This is a genomic window from Pantoea sp. Tr-811, assembly GCF_011752535.1.
In the GTDB taxonomy this organism is placed as follows: domain Bacteria; phylum Pseudomonadota; class Gammaproteobacteria; order Pseudomonadales; family Pseudomonadaceae; genus Aquipseudomonas.
Map to the genome: position 1 here is coordinate 1 of NZ_VWXJ01000029.1, position 20,948 is coordinate 20,948.

The 20,948-nt window shown below is 60.3% G+C and carries 18 protein-coding genes and 1 tRNA gene; 7 read left to right on the top strand and 12 right to left on the bottom strand.

The features are described from left to right. Together F3J44_RS27730 and F3J44_RS27735 are read left to right on the top strand one after the other, a co-directional pair. On the top strand, positions 1 to 239 hold a 239-nt coding region (locus F3J44_RS27730; protein ID WP_240158560.1), incomplete at its 5' end, for a thiamine pyrophosphate-dependent enzyme. Positions 240 to 599: 360 nt separating this feature from the next. Beyond that, positions 600 to 1,952: an MFS transporter gene (locus tag F3J44_RS27735; RefSeq protein ID WP_167277664.1), complete on the top strand. Its 1,353-nt coding sequence runs from the start codon at positions 600 to 602 to the stop codon at positions 1,950 to 1,952. Between the two features lie 641 nt (positions 1,953 to 2,593). On the opposite strand, the gene F3J44_RS27740 is transcribed toward F3J44_RS27735, so the two are convergent. The 9 genes from F3J44_RS27740 to F3J44_RS27780 all read right to left on the bottom strand — a co-directional run bounded on the left by F3J44_RS27740 (position 2,594) and on the right by F3J44_RS27780 (position 11,205). Beyond that, positions 2,594 to 2,929 (bottom strand): alanine racemase C-terminal domain-containing protein, encoded by a 336-nt coding sequence (locus F3J44_RS27740; protein ID WP_255457100.1) that lies wholly within the window; start codon positions 2,927 to 2,929, stop codon positions 2,594 to 2,596. Positions 2,930 to 3,519: 590 nt separating this feature from the next. Then, on the bottom strand, positions 3,520 to 4,728 hold the full coding sequence (locus F3J44_RS27745; RefSeq protein WP_167277668.1) for a PLP-dependent aminotransferase family protein: 1,209 nt from the start codon (positions 4,726 to 4,728) through the stop codon (positions 3,520 to 3,522). Positions 4,729 to 4,939: 211 nt separating this feature from the next. Further along, positions 4,940 to 6,742: an integrase arm-type DNA-binding domain-containing protein gene (locus F3J44_RS27750; RefSeq protein WP_167277669.1), complete on the bottom strand. Its 1,803-nt coding sequence runs from the start codon at positions 6,740 to 6,742 to the stop codon at positions 4,940 to 4,942. A 221-nt stretch (positions 6,743 to 6,963) separates the two neighbouring features. After that, positions 6,964 to 7,039 (bottom strand) — tRNA-Gly (locus F3J44_RS27755). A 62-nt stretch (positions 7,040 to 7,101) separates the two neighbouring features. Then, positions 7,102 to 7,662: a CDP-diacylglycerol--glycerol-3-phosphate 3-phosphatidyltransferase gene (pgsA, locus tag F3J44_RS27760; protein ID WP_167069892.1), complete on the bottom strand. Its 561-nt coding sequence runs from the start codon at positions 7,660 to 7,662 to the stop codon at positions 7,102 to 7,104. A gap of 33 nt (positions 7,663 to 7,695) precedes the next feature. Next, positions 7,696 to 9,519, bottom strand: a complete 1,824-nt coding sequence (gene uvrC / locus F3J44_RS27765) for an excinuclease ABC subunit UvrC (RefSeq protein WP_167277673.1) — start codon at positions 9,517 to 9,519, stop codon at positions 7,696 to 7,698. Positions 9,520 to 9,525: 6 nt separating this feature from the next. Next, positions 9,526 to 10,164: a UvrY/SirA/GacA family response regulator transcription factor gene (gene uvrY, locus F3J44_RS27770; RefSeq protein ID WP_167069896.1), complete on the bottom strand. Its 639-nt coding sequence runs from the start codon at positions 10,162 to 10,164 to the stop codon at positions 9,526 to 9,528. 63 nt (positions 10,165 to 10,227) lie between these two features. Further along, a complete protein-coding gene (locus tag F3J44_RS27775; protein WP_167069898.1) occupies positions 10,228 to 10,617 on the bottom strand; it encodes a helix-turn-helix domain-containing protein in 390 nt (129 codons plus the stop codon). A gap of 144 nt (positions 10,618 to 10,761) precedes the next feature. Beyond that, on the bottom strand, positions 10,762 to 11,205 hold the full coding sequence (locus tag F3J44_RS27780) for a GNAT family N-acetyltransferase (RefSeq protein ID WP_167277675.1): 444 nt from the start codon (positions 11,203 to 11,205) through the stop codon (positions 10,762 to 10,764). Between the two features lie 119 nt (positions 11,206 to 11,324). On the opposite strand from F3J44_RS27780, the gene F3J44_RS27785 reads away from it, so the two are divergent. Beyond that, complete coding sequence (locus F3J44_RS27785) at positions 11,325 to 12,944, top strand: inorganic phosphate transporter (protein WP_167277676.1); 1,620 nt, start codon at positions 11,325 to 11,327, stop codon at positions 12,942 to 12,944. Between the two features lie 131 nt (positions 12,945 to 13,075). Here F3J44_RS27785 and F3J44_RS27790 read toward each other — a convergent pair whose 3' ends face one another. Beyond that, positions 13,076 to 13,771 (bottom strand): glutathione S-transferase N-terminal domain-containing protein, encoded by a 696-nt coding sequence (locus tag F3J44_RS27790; protein ID WP_167277678.1) that lies wholly within the window; start codon positions 13,769 to 13,771, stop codon positions 13,076 to 13,078. Positions 13,772 to 13,868: 97 nt separating this feature from the next. Then, positions 13,869 to 15,251, bottom strand: coding sequence for an amino acid permease (locus tag F3J44_RS27795; RefSeq protein ID WP_167277680.1), 1,383 nt, complete (start codon positions 15,249 to 15,251; stop codon positions 13,869 to 13,871). A gap of 255 nt (positions 15,252 to 15,506) precedes the next feature. Here F3J44_RS27795 and F3J44_RS27800 point away from each other — a divergent pair, with 255 nt between their 5' ends. Next, positions 15,507 to 16,403: a LysR substrate-binding domain-containing protein gene (locus F3J44_RS27800; protein ID WP_167277681.1), complete on the top strand. Its 897-nt coding sequence runs from the start codon at positions 15,507 to 15,509 to the stop codon at positions 16,401 to 16,403. Positions 16,404 to 16,559: 156 nt separating this feature from the next. Continuing rightward, the gene (locus tag F3J44_RS27805; RefSeq protein ID WP_167277683.1) at positions 16,560 to 17,810 is read left to right on the top strand and encodes an aspartate aminotransferase family protein; all 1,251 of its coding nucleotides are present in this window, start codon (positions 16,560 to 16,562) and stop codon (positions 17,808 to 17,810) included. A 3-nt stretch (positions 17,811 to 17,813) separates the two neighbouring features. Here F3J44_RS27805 and F3J44_RS27810 read toward each other — a convergent pair whose 3' ends face one another. Next, positions 17,814 to 18,116 (bottom strand): hypothetical protein, encoded by a 303-nt coding sequence (locus F3J44_RS27810; RefSeq protein ID WP_167277684.1) that lies wholly within the window; start codon positions 18,114 to 18,116, stop codon positions 17,814 to 17,816. Between the two features lie 215 nt (positions 18,117 to 18,331). Between F3J44_RS27810 and F3J44_RS27815 the strand changes: the two genes are divergently transcribed. Continuing rightward, positions 18,332 to 18,757 carry a hypothetical protein gene (locus tag F3J44_RS27815; RefSeq protein WP_167277686.1) on the top strand — a complete coding sequence of 142 codons (426 nt, stop codon included), beginning with the start codon at positions 18,332 to 18,334 and terminating at the stop codon, positions 18,755 to 18,757. Positions 18,758 to 18,830: 73 nt separating this feature from the next. Continuing rightward, positions 18,831 to 20,942 carry an elongation factor G gene (fusA, locus tag F3J44_RS27820; RefSeq protein WP_167069917.1) on the top strand — a complete coding sequence of 704 codons (2,112 nt, stop codon included), beginning with the start codon at positions 18,831 to 18,833 and terminating at the stop codon, positions 20,940 to 20,942. Positions 20,943 to 20,948 lie beyond the last annotated feature (6 nt).

A 20,948-nucleotide genomic window follows, 5' to 3' on the forward strand; every position in this document is an offset into this window, starting at 1 on the left:
AGCAGGCCAACATGGGCTTCACCGATTTCGGCCTGGACTACGGCAACCCGGACTTCGTCAAATACGCCGAAGCCTACGGTGCCAACGGCCACCGTGTGGAAAGCGCCGAAGCCTTCCTGCCGCTGCTCGACCACTGCATTTGCAATCCGGGCGTGCACGTGATCGACTGTCCAGTCGACTACAGCGAGAACGATCGGATTCTTAACTTTGAGATCAAAGAGCGTAGCGCTTCTGTCTGACGCCCAAAGCGCCCGAAAGGGCGCCCCTACTCCCAAAGACAATAGCATAGACCATGCTCACCAGCAGCGAGCGGTGACCGCATACGGCAATGCTGCAAGCATGAAAAAAATGCATAGCAGCTATTCCACTTCTCCAGTGCGTCAATGTGACCGAGGGAATAGGATTGAATCCGGAACTTACAAAAAGGTCGATGTGCAGTAAAACCCTGTATTATCTGTAGCCTATTAGCGACAATTTTTTGGCGTAAAAATTGGATGTTTACGCGGGACAATTGCTCACAAGCGGCGCACTTAGGACCAATGGAATAGCTTTTTTCTGCCCAAGTCCTGGCCCAATAACAACAACGTGAGTGCATCATTATGCTCAAAGAAAATAAACCAACTCGCACACGTTATCTGATCCTCGCCATGCTGTTTATCGTAACGATGATAAACTATGCAGACCGAGCCACCCTGTCAATTGCAAGCCCAAGCCTTCAGAAAGATATTGGGCTTGATGCCGTATCTCTCGGCTATGTATTCTCTGCATTTGGTTGGGCCTATGTGATTGCGCAGATTCCCTCTGGCTGGCTGCTTGATCGATTCGGCTCAAAAAAAGTATACGGGATTGGGATTTTCACGTGGTCGCTGTTGACTCTTCTCCAAGGTCACATTGGTGAATTCAACACCGGCACTATCGTACTCAGCTTGTTCTTACTGCGATTCCTTGTTGGGCTTGCTGAGGCACCATCCTACCCAGGTAATGCGCGAATTGTAGCTTCATGGTTCCCAACTCAAGAACGGGGTTTTGCAACCTCCGTTTTCAACGCCGGATCATATTTCGCCACTGTGGTATTTGCTCCTATTATGGGCTACATCGTGCACTCAATGGGTTGGGAGCACGTATTCATTATTATGGGTGGTCTCGGAATCATCATCTCGATTGTCTGGGCCTTTACGGTTTATGAGCCGAGAAAGCACCCATTGATCAATGCTGCGGAGTTAGACTACATTGAATCCAACGGTGGCCTGGTTGACATTGATAAACATGCTGCCACACAACCTAAAGGACAAATTCTAAATCACATCCGTCAGTTGTTCGCGAACCGAATGATGCGCGGTATCTACCTCGCTCAGTTCTGTAACAACTCGATTGTGTACTTCTTCCTGACCTGGTTCCCAGTTTACCTTGTCCAGGAGAGGCACATGGATATTCTCAAAGCTGGCATTGTAGCATCACTCCCAGCAATTTGCGGCTGCATTGGCGCACTGGCGGGTGGAGCAGTTTCAGACGGCTTGCTTCGTCGCGGGCATAGCCTCAGCGTCGCTCGGAAAGGCCCTATTATCTGCGGTCTGCTGCTCGCAACAACTATGGTCTTCTGTAACTACGTTGAATCTGACTGGCTCATCGTGACCTTCATGGCACTCGCGTTCTTTGGACAGGGTTTCGGTGGCCAGGCTTGGGCTGTCGTATCGGATACTGCACCCAAGGAAATCGTAGGTGTTGCTGGCGGTCTCTTCAACATGATCGGCAACCTTTCCTCGATCACAACCCCCATTGTCATCGGCTATATCATTGCAGCAACCGGCTCCTTTAAATATGCATTGATCTACATTGGGGCTAATGCATTGCTCGCCGTGTGCTCACACTTGTTCATTGTTGGACCCATTAAACGTATTGAATTGAAACCGGCTCCTGCTCAGGAGGCTGAAACAGTAGCTTCAAGCGCTTAATAACATATTCATGACAGAAACAAGGCGACATAGCAGACTGTGTGAAAACACACTGAACGTCGTTAGACAAAACGCCCCGACTTGCTCGGAGGCGTTTTTTTGTACTGAAAAGGCTCTTCCGGCCATCATTTGCTTGGCACCCAAGACGCTGATCGCCCTCTTGATTTGACCAACCACACCACCTCAATGTTGCACTGGCATTTAGCTTCCAAAGGCCAGGACGAGCCAAAGCGATGAAAATACCATAAAGGTTGAGCTTTTGCTGATCGGCGGGATCGTGTGCTTGGCATCCAGTAGCCTTGGGCTTTACAGCGTCGAAAACTTATGCCCCAGATCCAGCCTGCCGATATTCAGGTCGATGACACGAACGAGGTAATCCTCGGGAAATCAGCTCATCTAGCGAGCCCGCAAACAAGCTGGACTGGCTGCGGGGCTCGCCTTATATTTAGGCCACAAGGAAAAATGCTCCGTATTTTTCAATACGGAGCATTCTCTTAAAAAGCTGGGCAGATTACTAGTTTTCAATCCAGAAAAGCTTAAACATGAGTCGCCCACTCCATTTGGTGCCCCCTCCCAGCAATCGATTCACTTACGAACAACAACATGGGAATTCGAATTACCCCACGCACCGTATTGATCGGCTAGTAACCCCCCGCGACCTTCTCAATTTCTGGATTAGTAATCTCATCATTACCCTGCTTACCAAACAAGACTACTTCACCGTCAAATGTAGCACCTGAAATATCGATTACATCCACCATCTTTATATTCATGGAAATATTGCCAACCACCGATACCCTCTTATCACGAATCAGAACCTCTCCTCGGTTTGCGAAAGCCCTACGATAGCCATCTGAGTATCCGACCGGTAGATTTGCCAGCAGCCGATCCGCCTCAAATACTGCCTTTCTATCATAGCCCACCGTATTACCCTTCAGGCACACATTCAAATGCCTTACTCTTATTTTTAATGACAACGCAGCTTAAAACTCTGGACGAGGACCTCTGAAGCCATACAGTGCAGCCCCAACTCGCACCATGTCGAAGTGGCTTTTGGGGTCGTTCAGTGCTGCAAAGATATTTGCAGCATGCTCTTGAGTGCGGTTATTTTTAGTATTTCGCCCTGACCATGATTAGTATCAATATCTAAGTCATTACGCGACATCCCTCCAGAATTGAGCGAAAGGTGCACATTGAGCACACAGCCCCGCACGACCACCTAACATACTCTTTAGCTGCCCCACATTTGACTCAACGACATTAAAGTCGATTTCGATCCAGGCATTTTCCGCGTAACTTTCACCTCCCCACTGAATGTAACTCATGTGAGCACTGCATTCGAAATTCGTTAATAAACCTCGATACAAACACCTTTGATCTTGATGAACCACATGTCAAGGACACATATGAAATTCATCAAGAGTTTATGTTTACGATCGATAGCCCCTCTGGCGGTCGACTACACATCATACCGCTGAAGCTTAGGCTTACCCATAAACAAAAAAACCGGCCTGGCGTATAAGCCGAGGCCGGGAGGCACTGAGCAAAGCTCAAAGGTGAGAATCTTTTATTGCGCGTCCAGTATATCGATGGCTTTAACCAACCGCTTAACCCCTTCAATGATCAGATCACTGTTCACGGAAGCGAAGGACATCCGCAGCGTGGAAGGATCCTGCTTACTTGGATCAGGGTAGAAAGCATTACCAGGTACGAAGACAACCTCTTGATCAATCGCGTGCTGGAGTAGGTCTTGTGCCTTCCGACCTCCGGTCAGTCGAGCCCAAACAAACATGCCGCCCTCTGGCTTGGTGAACGTGAGGCGCCCTCCGGATAGCTCGGTAATCATTGAGCACATGGTTTCACAGCGATGACCATACGTCTTTATCAATGAAGGCAAGTGACTGTGGAATGCACCTGCTCGGAGATACTCGGCAGCAATCTCCTGGGTCCAAGGCGAGGTAGACAAATCGTCGGCTTGCTTCGCAACCAGGCAACGTCGACGAAGCTCCGCTGGTGCGACCATCCAACCGATACGAAGTGCCGGCGCAACAGTCTTCGAAAGGCTCGACAAATACACGATCCAATTCCGCTCCTCCTCGTCCGCAAAAGCGGCAATCGGAGGGACTGGCTCGCCTGCGTAGCGCAGGTCCGAATAGGGATCATCCTCGACCAGGAGAACCTTGTACTTCAGAGCGAGCCCAAGCAGTTTTTTACGTTTCTCTGCAGAGAGAGTGCTACCTGACGGGTTCGAGAACGACGCGACCACGCACATCATTTTGGGGCGGTGTTGACGGATAGCCTCCTCAAGCTCCTCCAGCTCGATGCCGCTAGCCCCGGACGTAACTGGAATTAGCTGTGCGCCGGTATGCCTGAGTGCTTGATCGGTCGAAGGGAAACAAGGGTTTTCAACAATGACCTTATCGCCGACAGTCAGCATCACTTGGGCAACCAAGCTTAGGGCTTGTTGCGACCCACCAGTGATGATTACTTCACTGCTGGGATCAGCCTTAACGCCTCTCCCTGCCGACAAATTGGCTGCGGCCTCACGCATCGCGGGCTGCCCACCGGTTTCGCCGTATTGAAGGCAGCCAGCAAGACGGGACGACACGATCTCAGAGGCTTCCCGGAGTGCATCGACATTGAAGAGACTCACATCCGGATGCCCACCGGCGAACGACACGGTCCCAGGCCGATTTGCGTAGGACAGAAGCACGCGAATCGGGGACAGAGCGGGATTGAGGAATGGCGGCGCGTATTGCATTTCACCGGATGACATGAGGCTTCTCCGTTCTTATTAGGAATCGACCGTTGTGAGCTCGCGAGGCCCGGAATGAGCCTCGGCGAGGAGTAGTGCGTAAGCCAATTCTAACGGTCGTGAGTACCAGCACCACGGTGCAAGCTGCATAGCTGCTTTGCAGAAATCCAGAATCTGGTGGTGCGTCATTCACGACAGGCCGCCTATCGACCCATAGCAGTGGCCTTCGCGTCTAGCGCCTGGAAGTGAGAAGGCTCAATAGCTCTTCAAAATTATCAAGGGTGACAGCAGTGCAAGGAGCATTTCCTCGCAGCTTTGCATGAGGATTGGTCAGCATGCGGAAGACATCCCAGGCTCCCATTGCAGGCAGTGCTTCGAATACCGCAAACACCAGCTTGAGCTTCAACGGATCAAGCTGCCAATCCGGAATCCTTTGACCCCGATTCCCAAGACTGATTGAGAGCAACCTCCGAGCCTTGATATCCCGATTGAGCTGATCCCGAGACTTGCCAGCCAGCCGAGCAAATGCGGGGAGTGGAAGATTACTTGGCGCTTCAAATGCTGCGAGCATCTCCGCCCGCTCTTTTTGGATGCCTGAGACTTCACTGCCACCGATCTCAGCCCGCGACTCGACATCCGGCCGCCTATAAGATTTGGCATCATACCGGGCCCCATTCGGCTTAGGTTGCGCGAGTGCATTGTGCAGTGGGACTACAAATTGTGTGGCGTCAGGCCGCACCGGAACGGACGCTGTGCCTTCCAAGCGTATTGTTAAGGGTGCACTTGCTGCCTGTACATTCCCTTGAGCGCAAAGATCCAGTCTATTCGCCCAGTCCTGCATCATTGCCCGGCGATGCTCAACGTATTCGGCGTGGTTGTAGGAGGCGCTTACCCTGTCAGGGTCCGCGTGTGAAAGCTGTGCGTCAACCCATGCTTTTGGGTAGCCGATCTCGTTGAGGGCCGTTGAGATGGTAGCTCGCATGCCGTGCCCGGTGAGCTTGTCAGCAAACCCCATACGCCGCAGCGCACTGTTCAAAGTGTTCTCGCTGATGCGTTTACTTAAGTCACTTCGATGGGCAAGCAAGTGTCGCTGCGCGGGCACAACACGATCGATCAGCAGCCTCACCACCTCCAGCGCCTGGACCGACAGAGGTACGATGTAGGGCGGCACCTTGGAGGCCTGGCTACGGCTTTTGCGCATTTTGAGCTGCAGCTGCTTAACCACTTCAGGCGGGATGACCCACAGTCGACGCTCCAGATCGAACTGATCTGGAGTAGCCAAGCGCAACTCACCGGTGCGCACGCCAGTGAGTAGCAGCAGCCAGATCCCCAACAGGGTCTGCTGACCGCCGTGATAAGTACGAAGTTTACTCAGCAGCGGGGGCAGCTCAGCCATGCGCAGGAAAGGATTATGCTCTACCGGAGGTTTCGGCATCGCCACAACGTCAAGGTCGGCCGCAGGGTTATGCTCCAGGCCCGCGATCCTCACCAGTGCATAACGAAACAGTTGATTCAGCCAGGTCCGGCACTTTTCTGCCGTGGTAAATGCACCGCGAGACTCAATACGATCCAGCACCGCCATGAGCACATGTCGGGTGATGTCATGGATGGAGCGGTCACCGATGTGGGGCAGAATATCTTTGGCGAAGATGCGCAGCATCTGTGACAGCGTGCTCTGACGCCCCTCTTTGAGGCTCAAGCGGCGGAAGGCGACCCACTGATTGAACACGGCCTCGAAGGCATGATCGCTGGAGAGGCGGACTGCAAGGCGCTGCTGCTTGCGTTGCTCGCTTGGATTCGTGCCTTGGGCTAATAGCGCTCGCGCTTCATCCCGCTTGGTGCGCGCATCCCGCAGCCCGAGCTGCGGATAACTGCCGAACGACATGCGCTTCTGCTTGCCAGCCCAGTAGTAACGAAAATGCCAGACCTTTCCACCTTGCGCGGTGATATGAAGAATCAGGCCATCGCTGTCAGCGAGCGTATAGTCCTTGCCGGTGACTCGGGCGTGCCGAATCGCCATCTCCGAGAGTGCCATAGTGACCTCCTGAACCTGTCAGAGGCCAAATGCTCGTCTCGTGCTCCACCAAGCTCCACCGGAAAAGCGAATTGGGGCATTTCCAATTCTGGCCTCAAATCTGGCCTCAATCTTTCCGGATACTGCCGGTTTTCGGTGGTTTCCGCTGGAACGAAAAAAGGGCCATAAGGCCCTTTTTTCAACGACTTACAGACTTCCATGGAACTCTGTAGATCTATAACTGGAGCGGGAAACGAGACTCGAACTCGCGACCCCGACCTTGGCAAGGTCGTGCTCTACCAACTGAGCTATTCCCGCGTCGTGATGGGTGCCATTCTAGCGATATCTGAAACGGCGTCAACCCCTTGATTCAAAAAGTTTTATTTTTTTTCCGAACCTTCGCGCAGGTGCGGCCAGGCGGCCAGCAGGTAATGCATCATCGACCACAGGGTCAGCGCCGCCGCCACCAGCAGCAGTGCATAACCCAGCACTACCCAGAAGCTCACCACCGGCGGGTTGGCCAGCAGGATCACCAGCGCCAGCATTTGCGCCGCAGTCTTCCACTTGCCCAGGTTGGACACCGCCACGTGCGCCCTCGCCCCAAGCTCAGCCATCCACTCGCGCAGGGCCGACACCACGATCTCGCGGCCGATGATCACCGCCGCCGGCAGGGTCAGCCAGAAATTGGCGTGCACCTGCACCAACAGCACCAGGGCCACGGCCACCATCAGCTTGTCGGCAACCGGGTCGAGGAAGGCGCCGAACGGCGTGCTCTGCTCCAGGCGCCGGGCCAGGTAGCCGTCCAGCCAGTCGGTGGCGGCGGCGATGGCGAACACCGTGCTGGCGGCCGTGTAGCTCCAGTGATAGGGCACATAGAACAGCAGGATGAAGATCGGGATGAGCAGGACGCGTAGAACGGTGAGCAGGTTTGGAATATTCATCGGTACGACTGGCTGCGGGTTGAGCCCGGCATTCTACTCGCTATGCAGGCTGGCATAAATCGACTCGGCAAGCTTTTTACTGATGCCGGGCGCCTTGGCGATCTCGTCGATACTGGCGCGGTTGAGCTCTTGCAGGCCACCGAAGTGCTTGAGCAGGTCGCGGCGCCGCTTGGGCCCTACCCCGGCCACGTCTTCCAGGCTGGAAACCCGGCGCGCCTTGCCGCGCCGGGCACGGTGGCCGGTGATGGCAAAACGGTGGGCTTCGTCGCGGATCTGCTGAATCAGGTGCAGGGCCGGGTTGTCGCCCTTGAGGGTGAACTCATGGGCAACATCGTTGAGGTACAGGGTTTCGAAGCCGGCCTTGCGGGTCACGCCCTTGGCGACGCCGAGCAGGGTCAGGTCGGTGAAGGCCAGCTCCTGCATCACTTCGCGGGCCATGTTCAGCTGGCCCTTGCCGCCGTCCACCAGCAGCACATCGGGCAGCTTGCCCTCGCCGTCCTTGATACGCCCGTAGCGGCGGGTCAGGGCCTGGTGCATGGCCGCGTAGTCATCGCCTGCGGTGACGCCTTCGATATTGAAGCGGCGATAATCGGATTTCAGCGGGCCTTCGGGGCCGAACACCACGCAACTGGCCACCGTGGCTTCGCCACTGGAGTGGCTGATGTCGTAGCACTCCAGGCGCTGCGGCACCTCGTCCAGGCCAAGCACTTCGGCCAGGGCCTCGAAACGCGCGGCCATGTGCTGACGGTTGGCCAGGCGCGCATTGAGCGCCTGTTCGGCGTTGGTCACCGCCAGCTGTTGCCAGCGCGCACGGGTGCCGCGCACCCGGTGGCTGATGCTGAGCTCGCGCCCACGCAGGCTCTGCAGCGCCTCGGTGATGGTGGCAAAATCCTCGTGCACCACGTTGACGATCAGCTCGCCGGGCAGTTCGCGCTCGGCGTTGCCCAGGTAGTATTGCGACAGGAACGCGGCCATCACCTCGGCCACCTCCTCCTCGATGCCCACCTGCGGGAAGAAGTTCTTGCTGCCCAGCACCCGGCCACCGCGCACGCTGATCAGGTGCACGCAGGCGCCACCGGGGTTGACGAAGGCCGCCACCACGTCGACATCGCCAGAACCGCCTTCGATGTATTGCTGGTCCTGAACCCGCCGCAACAAGGCGATCTGGTCACGCAGCTCGGCGGCCTTTTCGAAGTTCAAGGCCATGGCGGCCTTTTCCATTTCCTCGTTCAGCTCATTGCCCAACTGCTGGCTGCGGCCTTCGAGGAACATCACCGAATGGCGCACATCCTCGGCGTATTCCTCGGCACTGACCAGGTCGGTGCACGGCCCCTTGCAGCGTTTTATCTGGTACTGCAGGCAGGGCCGGGTGCGGTTGGCGTAGTAGCTGTCTTCGCACTGGCGCACGGAAAACGCCTTCTGCAGCAAGCTCAGGCTTTCACGAATGGCCCCGGCACTGGGGTAAGGGCCGAAATAACGGCCCTTGGCCTTCTTCGCGCCACGGTGGATCCCCAGGCGTGGGAATTCACCGTCGGACAGGAATACATACGGGTAGGACTTATCGTCGCGCAACAGGATGTTGTACGGCGGCCGCCATTGCTTGATGAGGTTCTGCTCAAGCAGCAACGCTTCGGTTTCGTTGGCGGTGATGGTGGTTTCAACCTGAGCGATACGCCCCACCAGCGCGGCGGTTTTCGGCGCCAGGCCCGTCTTGCGGAAATAACTGGCCAGGCGTTTCTTGAGGTTCTTGGCCTTGCCCACGTAAAGCAGGCGCGCCTCGGCATCGAACATCCGGTACACGCCCGGGCGGCCGCTGCAGGTGGCCAGGAACGCGCTGGCATCAAAGACTTGTGACATGAGGTTTTACAGGCTTGCGTCAACCATACCGTGGCGAACGGCCAGCAACGTCAGTTCGACGTCGCTGGTGACCGAGAGTTTTTCGAAGATCCGATAACGGTAAGTATTGACGGTCTTGGGTGACAGGCACAACTTGTCGGAGATGATCTGCACCTTTTGGCAGCCGACGATCATCAGGGCGATCTGGATTTCCCGCTCCGACAACGCATCGAACGGCGAGCCTTGCGGCTGGAACGACTTCAGCGCCAGCTGCTGGGCAATCTGCGGGCTGATGTAACGCTGCCCGGCGAAGGCCAGGCGAATGGCCTGGACCATTTCATCCAGGCCAGCGCCCTTGGTCAGGTAGCCCGCGGCCCCAGCCTGCATCAGGCGCGTGGGGAACGGGTCTTCTTCGCACACGGTGACGGCCACCACCTTGATGTCCGGGTGGCTGCGCAGCAATTTGCGGGTAGCTTCCAGGCCGCCGATGCCTGGCATCTTCACGTCCATCAGCACGACGTCGGGCTTCAGCTCACGGACCAGCTTGATGGCCGACTCGCCCGAATCTGCCTCCCCCACCACCTGCAGGCCATCGATATCGGCGAGCATGCGGGTAATCCCGGTTCGTACCAGATCGTGATCGTCGACCACTAGGACCCTAATCAAGCAGACACCTCGTCAACAGGGCGATTGGATCCCGCCACCTTAACAAAATTTTTCATGGCGGACCTAGCGTAAAACTTCCTTCAGAAACGTCTGACGCTCCGGCCGTGGCAGGCGCACCAGCTCGCGGTGGCCGCCCTCGCTCACCAGCCGCCCCAGCAAGTGCCCGAAAGCCGCCTGGTCGGCGCTCGGCAATCGCCGGAACGCGCCTAGCAGGCCGGTTTCATCCGCGCTCAGGCTTTCCAGTGGCGCCGGGGTGCGCACGCCGCTGAGGACATACAACGCATCGACGCCTTTGGCTGCCAGGGCCGCCAGGTAATCGACCCGGGGCGTACGTTCGCCGCTCTCATACTTGCCCTGGGCATTGGGTTCGACGCCGCCAATATCGCCAAACACACGCTGGGTCATGCCCAGCCGTTCACGCTCTTCCCTTAGGCGTGGACCGAGTCCATTCATTTCAGGCTTCTCCTGGTTACGGGTAATCGTCGGGCACCGCTCACAGCCCTGTGAGCAAAGGTAGACCCAGCGGTCACTATGCCCATCACCAGCGCCCGTCGCAAGCCAGTATTGCGCCAGCAGCGGGCCTGGCAACGGCACCGCTCAACCGATGCTGCGTTGCATTCTGACGAAGCATTCATCCTCGCCCATCTCGGCAAACCCGCAGCGCCGGTACAGCTGCCGCGCTGGGTTATTCCTGAACACCATCAACCGTAGCAGCGGCAAATGCCGTTGCGCTGCCCAGCCGGCCAGGGTTTCCAGCACCTGTTGACCCACGCCGCGGCCGCGGTGCTCGGGCAGCAGGTGCAGTTCGCGAATGAACAAGGCCTGGCGGTCCTGGCTGAGGCTGCAATAGCCCAGCACTGCGCCCTGCTGCACGATCAGCCATTGCTCGCGCCAGCCCCAGGCCTGATCGAAGGCGTCCTCCACCCACAACAGGTCGAAGTCACGGTAATAGGGCAGCATCGCCCTTCGCGTCAGGTCGCGGGCGAAATCACGATCGGCGTCGGTGGCGGCTATCAACGCCAAGGGTTTGCCACACTTCATCAACGTTTCCCGCCTCTACCGTTCGTCTTGAGCCTAGGCAATTCATTGACCCGGGTCACGTCCACCTTGGGAATTGTTTCTATGCTCAGGGCCTTCGGCAACTGCCACCCGGAGCCCCCATGGCAACCCCGTCCCTGGCCAGCCAGCCGCCACTGGCACAACGCGAGGCCGGCCCGCAGCTTTCCCACCGGCCTGGGCGTGCCACCCTCGTGCTGTTCTTCGGCCTGCTCCTGGCCGGCATCGCCTACACCGCCTGGAGCCTGAAACAGGATGTTTCGGCCAGCGGTACGGTCATCACCACCGTCACGCCGTTCCTGTTGCTGGGCCTGGCGCTGCTGGTTGCCCTGGGCTTCGAGTTCGTCAATGGCTTTCATGACACCGCCAATGCGGTGGCCACGGTGATCTACACCCATTCGCTGCCGGCACCGGTGGCAGTGGTGTGGTCGGGGCTGTGCAATTTTCTTGGCGTGCTGCTTTCCAGCGGCGCAGTGGCCTTCGGCATCATTGCCCTGCTGCCGGTGGAGCTGATTCTGCAGGTGGGCTCCTCGGCCGGCTTCGCCATGGTCTTCGCCCTGCTGCTGGCCGCCATCATCTGGAACCTCGGCACTTGGTGGCTGGGGCTGCCGGCGTCGTCTTCGCACACGCTGATCGGCTCGATCATCGGTGTGGGCGTGGCCAATGCGCTGATGCATGGGCGCAGCGGCACCAGTGGGGTGGACTGGGCGCAGGCAAGCAAGGTCGGCTACGCCTTGCTGTTCTCGCCCTTGATCGGCTTTGCCTGCGCGGCCTTGCTGCTGCTCGCCCTGCGTGCGCTGGTCAAGCGCCAGGCGCTGTACCAGGCGCCGCAAGGCCGCACGCCGCCGCCCTGGTGGATTCGCGGCCTGCTGATTCTGACCTGCACCGGGGTGTCGTTCGCCCACGGTTCCAACGATGGCCAGAAAGGCATGGGCCTGATCATGCTGATTCTGGTCGGCACCCTGCCGATGGCCTACGCCTTGAACAAAACCATGCCCAGCGACCAGGCGCAGCATTTTTCCGCGGTGGCCGAAGCCACCCGGCAGGCGTTGGTGCGCAGCGCCCCGCAAGCGCCCCCGGCTGACCCACGCCAGGTGCTCACTGCCTTCGTTGCCGCCCCCGAGGCCAGCCCGCAGCTGGTGCCCGCGTTGGCCGCGCTGGCGGGCATGATCGGCGAGGAAGTCGAAGGCTATGGCTCGCTGCAGCGGGTGCCGGCCGAGGCCATGGCCAACGTGCGCAACGACATGTACCTGACCAGCGAAGCCATCCGCCTGCTGGAGCACGACCGGCAGGTGGCCTTCGATGCCGAAACCCTCAGCCACCTGCAGGCCTTCAAGGCCCAGATCGACGCCGCTACCCGCTATATTCCGCTATGGGTCAAGGTAGCCGTGGCCCTTGCCCTGGGGCTGGGCACCATGGTCGGCTGGAAGCGCATCGTGGTGACGGTGGGCGAGAAGATCGGCAAGGCGCACCTGAGCTATGCCCAGGGCGCCTCGGCCGAGCTGGTGGCAATGTGCACCATCGGTGCGGCGGATATGTTCGGTTTGCCGGTATCGACCACCCATGTGCTGAGTTCCGGGGTAGCCGGCACCATGGTGGCCAATGGCTCGGGCATTCAGAAGCGTACGCTGGTCAACTTGATGATGGCCTGGGTGCTCACCCTACCGGCGGCGATGCTGCTGGCCGGGTGCCTGTACTGGCTGCTGTGCCAAATCGCTGGGTAGGAGCGAGCGAAGCTCGCGATGGGCTGCAAAGCAGCCCCGGCATCCTGTGCTGCGAAGCTGAGAACCTGGGCCGCTGCGCGCCCCATCGCGAGCTCCGCTCGCTCCTACCCAAATTCCGTTCGTTTTGGGGGTCAGGCGGGGATTTTCAGGCCCCGTTGCACGGCCGGGCGTTCGAGGAAGCTGGCCAGCACGCGCTGCACTTCCTTGAACTCATCGAAGCCGACCAGATCCCGTGCATTGTAGCGCTCCACCAGGTTGCGCACCCAGGGGAAGATGGCGATATCGGCGATGCTGTAGTCATCGACCATCCACTGGCGCCCTTTCAGGTGACGGTCCAGCACACCCAGCAGGCGCTTCGATTCGTTGACGTAGCGGTCACGCGGGCGCTTGTCCTCGTACTCCTTGCCGGCAAAAAAATGGAAGAACCCCACCTGGCCGAACATCGGCCCGATGCCGCCCATCTGGAACATCAGCCACTGCAGCGTCTGGTAGCGCTGGGCCGGGTCCTGGCTCAACAGTTGCCCGCTTTTCTCCGCCAGGTACTGCAAGATCGCACCCGACTCGAACAAGGCCAGCGGCTGGCCACCCGGCCCGTTGGGGTCGAGGATTGCCGGGATCTTGTTGTTGGCGCTCAGGGAAATGAATTCGGGGGTCAGTTGGTCGTCGGTGTCGAAGCTGACCTTGTGCGGCTCGTAGGCCAGGCCGATCTCCTCCAGCATGATCGACACCTTGACGCCATTGGGCGTGGGCAGCGAATACAGCTGCAGGCGCTCGGGGTGCTGCGCCGGCCATTTACGGGTGATGGGGAAAGCGCTCAGATCGGTCATGCTCGTTTCCTGCAATCCATGGAAACGCCCACTTTAAGGGACCGCGCCGCGATTTGACCATCGGGGGCGCGAAACGCCCCCTTCCAGCACCCAAGCCTCAGGCTGCCTGGGCCACCGCCCTGCTGCCCTTCTGGGTCAGCGAAACCAGCAGGATGAACAGGGTCACCCCCGCCGTCATCAGCGTTTCATAGCGGTAGGCATCGCTGAACAGCATATAGCCCAGGACCATGACGATGGTGCCGATCACCAGCCAGGTCAGCCACGGGAACAGCCACATCTTCAGCTCCAGCGGCCGCCCCTCACGGTCGGCGCGGGCGCGCATGCGCAGCTGCGACACGGCAATCACCAGGTACACCAGCAAGGCGATGGCACCGGTGGTGGACAGCAGGAAACCAAACACCTTGCCGGGCAGCACATAGTTGACGACGCAACCGACGAAGCCCGCCAGGGTCGACAGGATCACCGCCACGGTTGGCACGCCGGCGCCGGAGATGCGCTTGGTCATGCTCAACGCCTGGCCGCGAGCCCCCAGCGAATACAGCATCCGCGAGGCGGTATACAGGCCCGAGTTCATGCAGCTGGTCACGGCCACCAGCACCACCAGGTCGACCAGCAGCTTGGCGCCGGGTACGTTGAGCACTTCCAGCACCCGCTGGAACGAACCCACCGCCTTGAGCTGCGGGTCGTTCCAGGCCACCAGCGACACCACCAGGAAGATCGACGCCAGGTAGAAGATGGCGATGCGGTACACCACCAGGTTGGTGGCGCGGCGGATCTTGTCCTTGGGGTTGGCGGTTTCATCGGCGGCGATGGTGACGATCTCGGCACCGAAGAACGAGAAGATGGTAATCAGCACGCCCCCCAGCACTGTACCGAAGCCGTTGGGCATGAAGCCGCCGTTGTCCCACAGGCGGCTGACGCCCGACACCTCGGCCAGCGGCCAGAACCCGAACACCGCCAGGCTGCACACCGCGATGAAGGCAATGATGGCAATCACCTTGACCAGCGCGAACCAGTATTCGAAGGCGCCGAAGTTCTTCACGCTGACCAGGTTGCTGCCCGACAGCACCAGCATGATCAGGAAGGCGAACAGCCAGGACGGCACGGCCGGGAAATAGGCATGCAGGATATCGGCGCCGGCAATGGCCTCGACCGGAATGATCAGCACCCAGAACCACCAGTACAGCCAGCCGATGGTAAAGCCCGCCCAAGGGCCGATGGCCTCGGAGGCATAGGTGGAGAACGAGCCGCTGTTGGGGTTGGCGATGGCCATTTCGCCGAGCATGCGCATCACCAGCAGCACCAGCAGGCCGGTCATGGCGTAGGAGATGAGAATGGCCGGGCCAGCAGTGGCGATGGCGTTGGAGGAACCGATGAACAGGCCAGCGCCGATGATACCGGCGATGGAGATCATGGACACCTGACGGGAGGTCAGGCCGTGCTGCAAGGAACGCTGTTTGTTGTTGTGTAGCGAAGCCATGGAGAACCCTCGAATGGGTCGGCCGTCATGACTGACAGCTGAAAAGTTGGAGCAGAATTCGTCTAGGTCGTTGTGCGCGTTGTTGTTGTTTTTAATGGCCGGTCGTGCACTTTCCTCCTCTTCGCCGAACCGGGTTGTCTTCGTTGGTCGAGGCAAGTATTAATCTATAGAGCGAGGTCAACAAACGACCTTTTCGAAGCACATGATTCCGATATGGAATGAACTTCTTCCTTTTTTGCTCGGTACGCGCCTGCCATGCCCAAACGCCTGATGCCCTCGACCACCGCCTTGCAATGCTTCGAAGCCGCTGCCCGCCACCTGAGCTTCACCCGCGCCGCGCAGGAGCTGCACCTGACCCAGAGCGCCGTCAGCAAGCAGGTAGCGCAGCTTGAGGACATGCTTGCGCACTCGCTGTTCCAGCGTATTCGCAGGCGCCTGCACCTGACCCCGGCCGGTGCCCTGTACCTCACCGAGGTGAACAAGATCCTCACCCAGATCGACATCTCCAGCCGCTACATCCTCAGCTACGGCGACGAAACCGAGGTGCTGCGCATCGCCACCCAGCCGACCTTCGGTGCGCGCTGGCTGGTGCCGCGGCTCAAGGGTTTCGGTGACCGCCATCCACGCATCCACCTGGACATCCGCAACGAACTGGAGCCCTTCGACCTGGTGCAGGCCAAGGCGGATATCGCGTTCTTCTTCGGCCAGGGCACCTGGCCAGGGGCAACCTGCATCGAGCTGTTCAGCGAGGCGGTGGTGCCGGTGTGCGCCCCGCAACTGCGCGCCAGCTGCGGCTTCGCCAGTGCCCAGGCGTTGACCGAGCACCGCCTGCTGCAGTGCGCTTCGCGGCCAGAGGCGTGGCACGAGTGGTTCCTGGGGCTGGGCTTGCACAGCCAGAACAGCTACCACGGGCCCAGGTTCGACACGTTCTACCTGTGCATCCGCGCGGCCATCGCCGGCTGCGGGATTGCCCTGATTCCGCGTTACCTGGTGGCCGAGGAACTGGCCGAGGGCAAGCTGGTGGTGGCCTGGGACCACCCGGTGGCGAGCAATGGGCGGCACTTCATGGCCCATGCCGAGCATGCGGCCGAGGTGCCCAAGGTGCGGGCGTTCGTGCAGTGGATTCGGGAGCGGGTGGCCGAGGGGGATTGAGGCACCCTAGGCGGCCCTTTCGCGGGGCAAGCCCGCTCCTACAGGTCGCACACAAGTTCATGAATCAGAGGAATGACCCCGATCGGATAATTCGTTTGCGCACAGCGTCCCCGGCACGCTTGGATAGTAAGAAACTCGAACAAGGTCCGCGTGCCCATGAACCAGGAAAGTATCAGCCAGTCCATTGCCATCGTTCACCCGATCACACTTTCCCATGGCCGTAACGCCGAAGTCTGGGACACCGACGGCAAACGTTACATCGACTTCGTCGGCGGTATCGGCGTGCTCAACCTGGGCCACTGCAACCCGGCGGTGGTCGCCGCCGTCCAGGCCCAGGCCAGCCGCCTGACCCATTACGCCTTCAACGCCGCCCCCCATGCGCCCTATCTGGAACTGATGGAGCGCCTGCGCCAGTTCGTCCCGGTCAGCTACCCGCTGGCCGGCATGCTCACCAACAGCGGTGCTGAAGCGGCGGAAAACGCCCTGAAAGTGGCCCGCGGCGCCACCGGCAAGCGCGCCATCATCGCCTTCGACGGTGGTTTCCACGGCCGCACCCTGGCCACCCTGAACCTCAACGGCAAGGTCGCCCCCTACAAGCAACGGGTTGGCGAGCTGCCAGGGCCGGTGTACCACCTGCCCTACCCCGGCAGCGACACCGGCATCACCTGCGAACAGGCGCTCAAGGCCATGGAGCGGCTGTTCAGCGTCGAGCTGGCGGTGGAGGACGTGGCGGCGTTCATCTTCGAGCCGGTGCAAGGCGAAGGCGGCTTCCTCGCCCTGGACCCGGCCTTCGCCCAGGCCCTGCGCCGCTTCTGCGACGCGCACGGGATTCTCATCATCATCGATGAAATCCAGTCCGGTTTCGGCCGCACCGGCCAGCGCTTCGCCTTCCCGCGCCTGGGGATAGAGCCCGACCTGCTGCTGCTGGCAAAAAGCATTGCCGGTGGCCTGCCGCTGGGCGCGGTGGTCGGGCGCCAGGCGCTGCTGGCGGCGCTGCCTAAAGGGGGGCTGGGTGGCACTTACTCGGGCAACCCGATTGCTTGCGCGGCGGCCCTGGCGAGCCTGGCGCAGATGAGCGATGAAAACCTTGCCACCTGGGGTGAACGCCAGGAGCAGGCGATCGTCAGCCGCCATGGGCGCTGGAAAGCGTCAGGGTTGAGCCCGTTCATCGGCCGCCTGACCGGGGTGGGCGCCATGCGCGGCATCGAACTGGTCAATGCCGATGGCAGCCCGGCGCCGGCGCACCTGGCCAAGGTGCTGGAGGCCGCGCGGGCCAAGGGGTTGCTGCTGATGCCCAGCGGCAAGGCGCGGCACATCATTCGCCTGCTGGCACCACTGACCATCGAGCAGGCGGTGCTCGAAGAAGGCTTGGATATCCTGGAGCAGTGCCTGGGCGAGCTGGCCTGAGGCTTACAGGCCCAGCTCTTCAGGGGTGAGCATGTCGGACTCGAAGGCGATCCAGCCGCCTTCGAGTTCGGCGTGGCCGTTGACGATGGGGCCGTAGTAGGTCAGGCCGTTCTCCAGGGTCACGCAGATGTGCGTGGCAGGTTTTTCCGGAGCGGCGAGCGTACCGACGAAATGCACCTTCTTCAGGGTTTCGGTTACCGCTTCCAGGCCAACGCGCATGCCGGGGTTTTCCGAGGCCTCGGTGTCGCCGCCGCGGTCTTCGGCGCTGATGGTCACGGTGGCGGTGCACGGGTACTGGGTGCTCAAGCGGGGTTACCTCAAAAGAGTGTTGGCGTATGGGCGCGTAGAGTACGGCAGGCGGTGGCGGTTGTCTCTACCGGCCTCTTCGCGGGGCAAGCCCGCTCCTACAGGTTGGTCCGTGTAGGAGCGGGCTTGCCCCGCGAAGAGGCCGGACCTGCAAAAGCGGGCCCAATCTGTTAGGGTGCCCGCCGATGCACGCCACACCACACGAGGACACCTGAGTGAGCGCCGAAGAACCCCTGATCGCCGACCTGTTCGAGGTCGACAAACGCCTGACCCTCAAGCCCGTCGTGGACTTCAACAGCTACCTGCGCAATGCCTTCGGCGAAGGCCCTTGCCGCTGCCACCGCTGCGCCGAAGGTGAAGACCAAAGCCGCTACAGCCATGCCCACAGCTTCACCTTCGAAGGCCGCCAGTGGCACCGCCGCTTCGCCAGCACCGCCGGCAGCGACGTCGCCCAGGTGCTGAAAAAGGCCTGGCTGTCGTACACCAAGGCCGAGCTCAGCCTGGTTGGCGCGCTGGATTTGGCCACCCTCAAGACCTTCACCGACGCGACCCTGCACGAACGCCTGCTGGCGCTGCTGCCGGCCAGCGGCCTGGCCCGTGAAAGCGACGGCCAGTGGATGCTGCAAGCCCAGGCCGACTGACGGCTCGGCGGTCGGGCAAGATTCTCCCGCTCTGCTACCGTGGGAGAATCCGCACCGCCGCAGGTAGCCTGCCATGGCCCGCACAACGCCCATCGAGCTGTACCGCAATATCGGCATCGTCGCCCACGTGGACGCCGGCAAGACCACCACCACCGAGCGCATCCTGTTCTACACCGGGGTCAACCACAAGATGGGCGAGGTGCACGACGGCGCCGCGACCATGGACTGGATGGCCCAGGAGCAAGAGCGCGGCATCACCATCACCTCGGCAGCGACCACGGCGTTCTGGCAAGGCTCGACCAAGCAGTTTGCCGACAAGTACCGCTTCAACATCATCGACACCCCCGGCCACGTCGACTTCACCATCGAGGTGGAGCGCTCGCTGCGCGTGCTCGACGGCGCGGTGGTGGTATTCAGCGGCGCCGACGGGGTCGAACCGCAGTCCGAGACGGTGTGGCGGCAGGCCAACAAGTACCATGTGCCGCGCCTGGCCTACATCAACAAGATGGACCGCCAGGGTGCCGACTTCCTGCGCGTGGTGCGCCAGATCGACCAGCGCCTGGGCCACCACCCGGTGCCGATCCAGCTGGCCATCGGCAGCGAGGAAAACTTCATCGGCCAGATCGACCTGGTGAAGATGAAGGCCATCTACTGGAACGACGCCGACCAAGGCACCAGCTACCGCGAGGAAGCCATCCCGCCCGAGCTGCAGGCGCTGGCCGACGAGTGGCGGGCGCACATGGTCGAGGCTGCGGCCGAGGCCAATGACGCGCTGACCGAGAAGTTCCTCGAAGGCGAGGAGCTGAGCGTCGAGGAGATCAAGGCGGCCCTGCGCCAGCGCACCATCGCCAACGAAATCGTGCCCACCATCCTTGGCTCCTCGTTCAAGAACAAGGGCGTGCCGCTGATGCTCGACGCGGTCATCGACTACCTGCCGGCACCCTCGGAAATCCCGGCGATCAAGGGCACCGACCCGGACGACGAAGACAAGCACCTGGAGCGCCACGCCGACGACAAGGAGCCGTTCTCCGCGCTGGCGTTCAAGATCGCCACCGACCCCTTCGTCGGCACCCTGACCTTCGCCCGGGTGTATTCCGGCGTACTCAGCTCAGGCAATGCGGTGCTCAACTCGGTCAAGGGCAAGAAGGAACGCATCGGCCGCATGGTGCAGATGCACGCCAACCAGCGCGCCGAGATCAAGGACGTGTGCGCCGGCGATATCGCCGCGCTGATCGGCATGAAGGATGTCACCACCGGCGACACCCTGTGCGACATGGACAAGCCGATCATCCTCGAACGCATGGATTTCCCCGACCCGGTGATTTCCGTGGCCGTGGAGCCCAAGACCAAGGCCGACCAGGAAAAAATGGGCATCGCCCTGGGCAAGCTGGCCCAGGAAGACCCATCCTTCCGCGTGCGCACCGACGAAGAAACCGGCCAGACCATCATTTCGGGCATGGGCGAGCTGCACCTGGACATCATCGTTGACCGCATGCGCCGCGAATTCAACGTCGAGGCCAATATCGGCAAGCCGCAGGTGGCTTACCGCGAGAAAATCCGCAACACCTGCGAAATCGAAGGCCGCTTCGTTCGCCAGTCCGGCGGCCGTGGCCAGTATGGTCACTGCTGGATTCGCTTCGCCCCCGGTGATGAAGGCAAGGAAGGCCTGGAGTTCATCAACGAGATCGTCGGCGGCGTGGTGCCGCGCGAGTACATTCCGGCGATTCAGAAGGGCATCGAGGAGCAGATGAAGAACGGCGTGCTGGCCGGCTACCCGCTGATCAACCTGAAGGCGGCGGTGTACGACGGCTCCTACCACGACGTCGACTCCAACGAAATGGCCTACAAGATCGCCGCCTCCATGGCCACCAAGCAGTTGTCGCAAAAAGGCGGCGCAGTGCTGCTGGAGCCGGTGATGAAGGTGGAGGTGGTAACGCCCGAGGAGTACCAGGGCGACATTCTCGGCGACCTGAGCCGGCGTCGGGGGATGATCCAGGATGGCGACGAAACCCCTGCCGGCAAGGTGATCCGCGCCGAGGTGCCGCTGGGCGAGATGTTCGGCTATGCCACCTCGATGCGTTCGATGACCCAGGGGCGGGCCAGCTTCTCGATGGAGTTCACCCGCTATGCCGAGGCCCCGGCGAGCATTGCCGATGGCATCGTCAAGAAGAACCGCGGGGAGTGAGGCGGC

Excerpts from the sequence above, each read along its gene's own strand:
- F3J44_RS27735 (WP_167277664.1), top strand. The coding sequence starts at position 600 with ATGCTCAAAGAAAATAAACCAACTCGCACACGTTATCTGATCCTCGCC.
- F3J44_RS27745 (WP_167277668.1), bottom strand. The coding sequence starts at position 4,728 with ATGTCATCCGGTGAAATGCAATACGCGCCGCCATTCCTCAATCCCGCT.
- F3J44_RS27750 (WP_167277669.1), bottom strand. The coding sequence starts at position 6,742 with ATGGCACTCTCGGAGATGGCGATTCGGCACGCCCGAGTCACCGGCAAG.
- pgsA (WP_167069892.1), bottom strand. The coding sequence starts at position 7,662 with ATGAATATTCCAAACCTGCTCACCGTTCTACGCGTCCTGCTCATCCCG.
- uvrC (WP_167277673.1), bottom strand. The coding sequence starts at position 9,519 with ATGTCACAAGTCTTTGATGCCAGCGCGTTCCTGGCCACCTGCAGCGGC.
- F3J44_RS27775 (WP_167069898.1), bottom strand. The coding sequence starts at position 10,617 with ATGAATGGACTCGGTCCACGCCTAAGGGAAGAGCGTGAACGGCTGGGC.
- F3J44_RS27780 (WP_167277675.1), bottom strand. The coding sequence starts at position 11,205 with ATGAAGTGTGGCAAACCCTTGGCGTTGATAGCCGCCACCGACGCCGAT.
- F3J44_RS27785 (WP_167277676.1), top strand. The coding sequence starts at position 11,325 with ATGGCAACCCCGTCCCTGGCCAGCCAGCCGCCACTGGCACAACGCGAG.
- F3J44_RS27790 (WP_167277678.1), bottom strand. The coding sequence starts at position 13,771 with ATGACCGATCTGAGCGCTTTCCCCATCACCCGTAAATGGCCGGCGCAG.
- F3J44_RS27795 (WP_167277680.1), bottom strand. The coding sequence starts at position 15,251 with ATGGCTTCGCTACACAACAACAAACAGCGTTCCTTGCAGCACGGCCTG.
- F3J44_RS27800 (WP_167277681.1), top strand. The coding sequence starts at position 15,507 with ATGCCCAAACGCCTGATGCCCTCGACCACCGCCTTGCAATGCTTCGAA.
- F3J44_RS27805 (WP_167277683.1), top strand. The coding sequence starts at position 16,560 with ATGAACCAGGAAAGTATCAGCCAGTCCATTGCCATCGTTCACCCGATC.
- fusA (WP_167069917.1), top strand. The coding sequence starts at position 18,831 with ATGGCCCGCACAACGCCCATCGAGCTGTACCGCAATATCGGCATCGTC.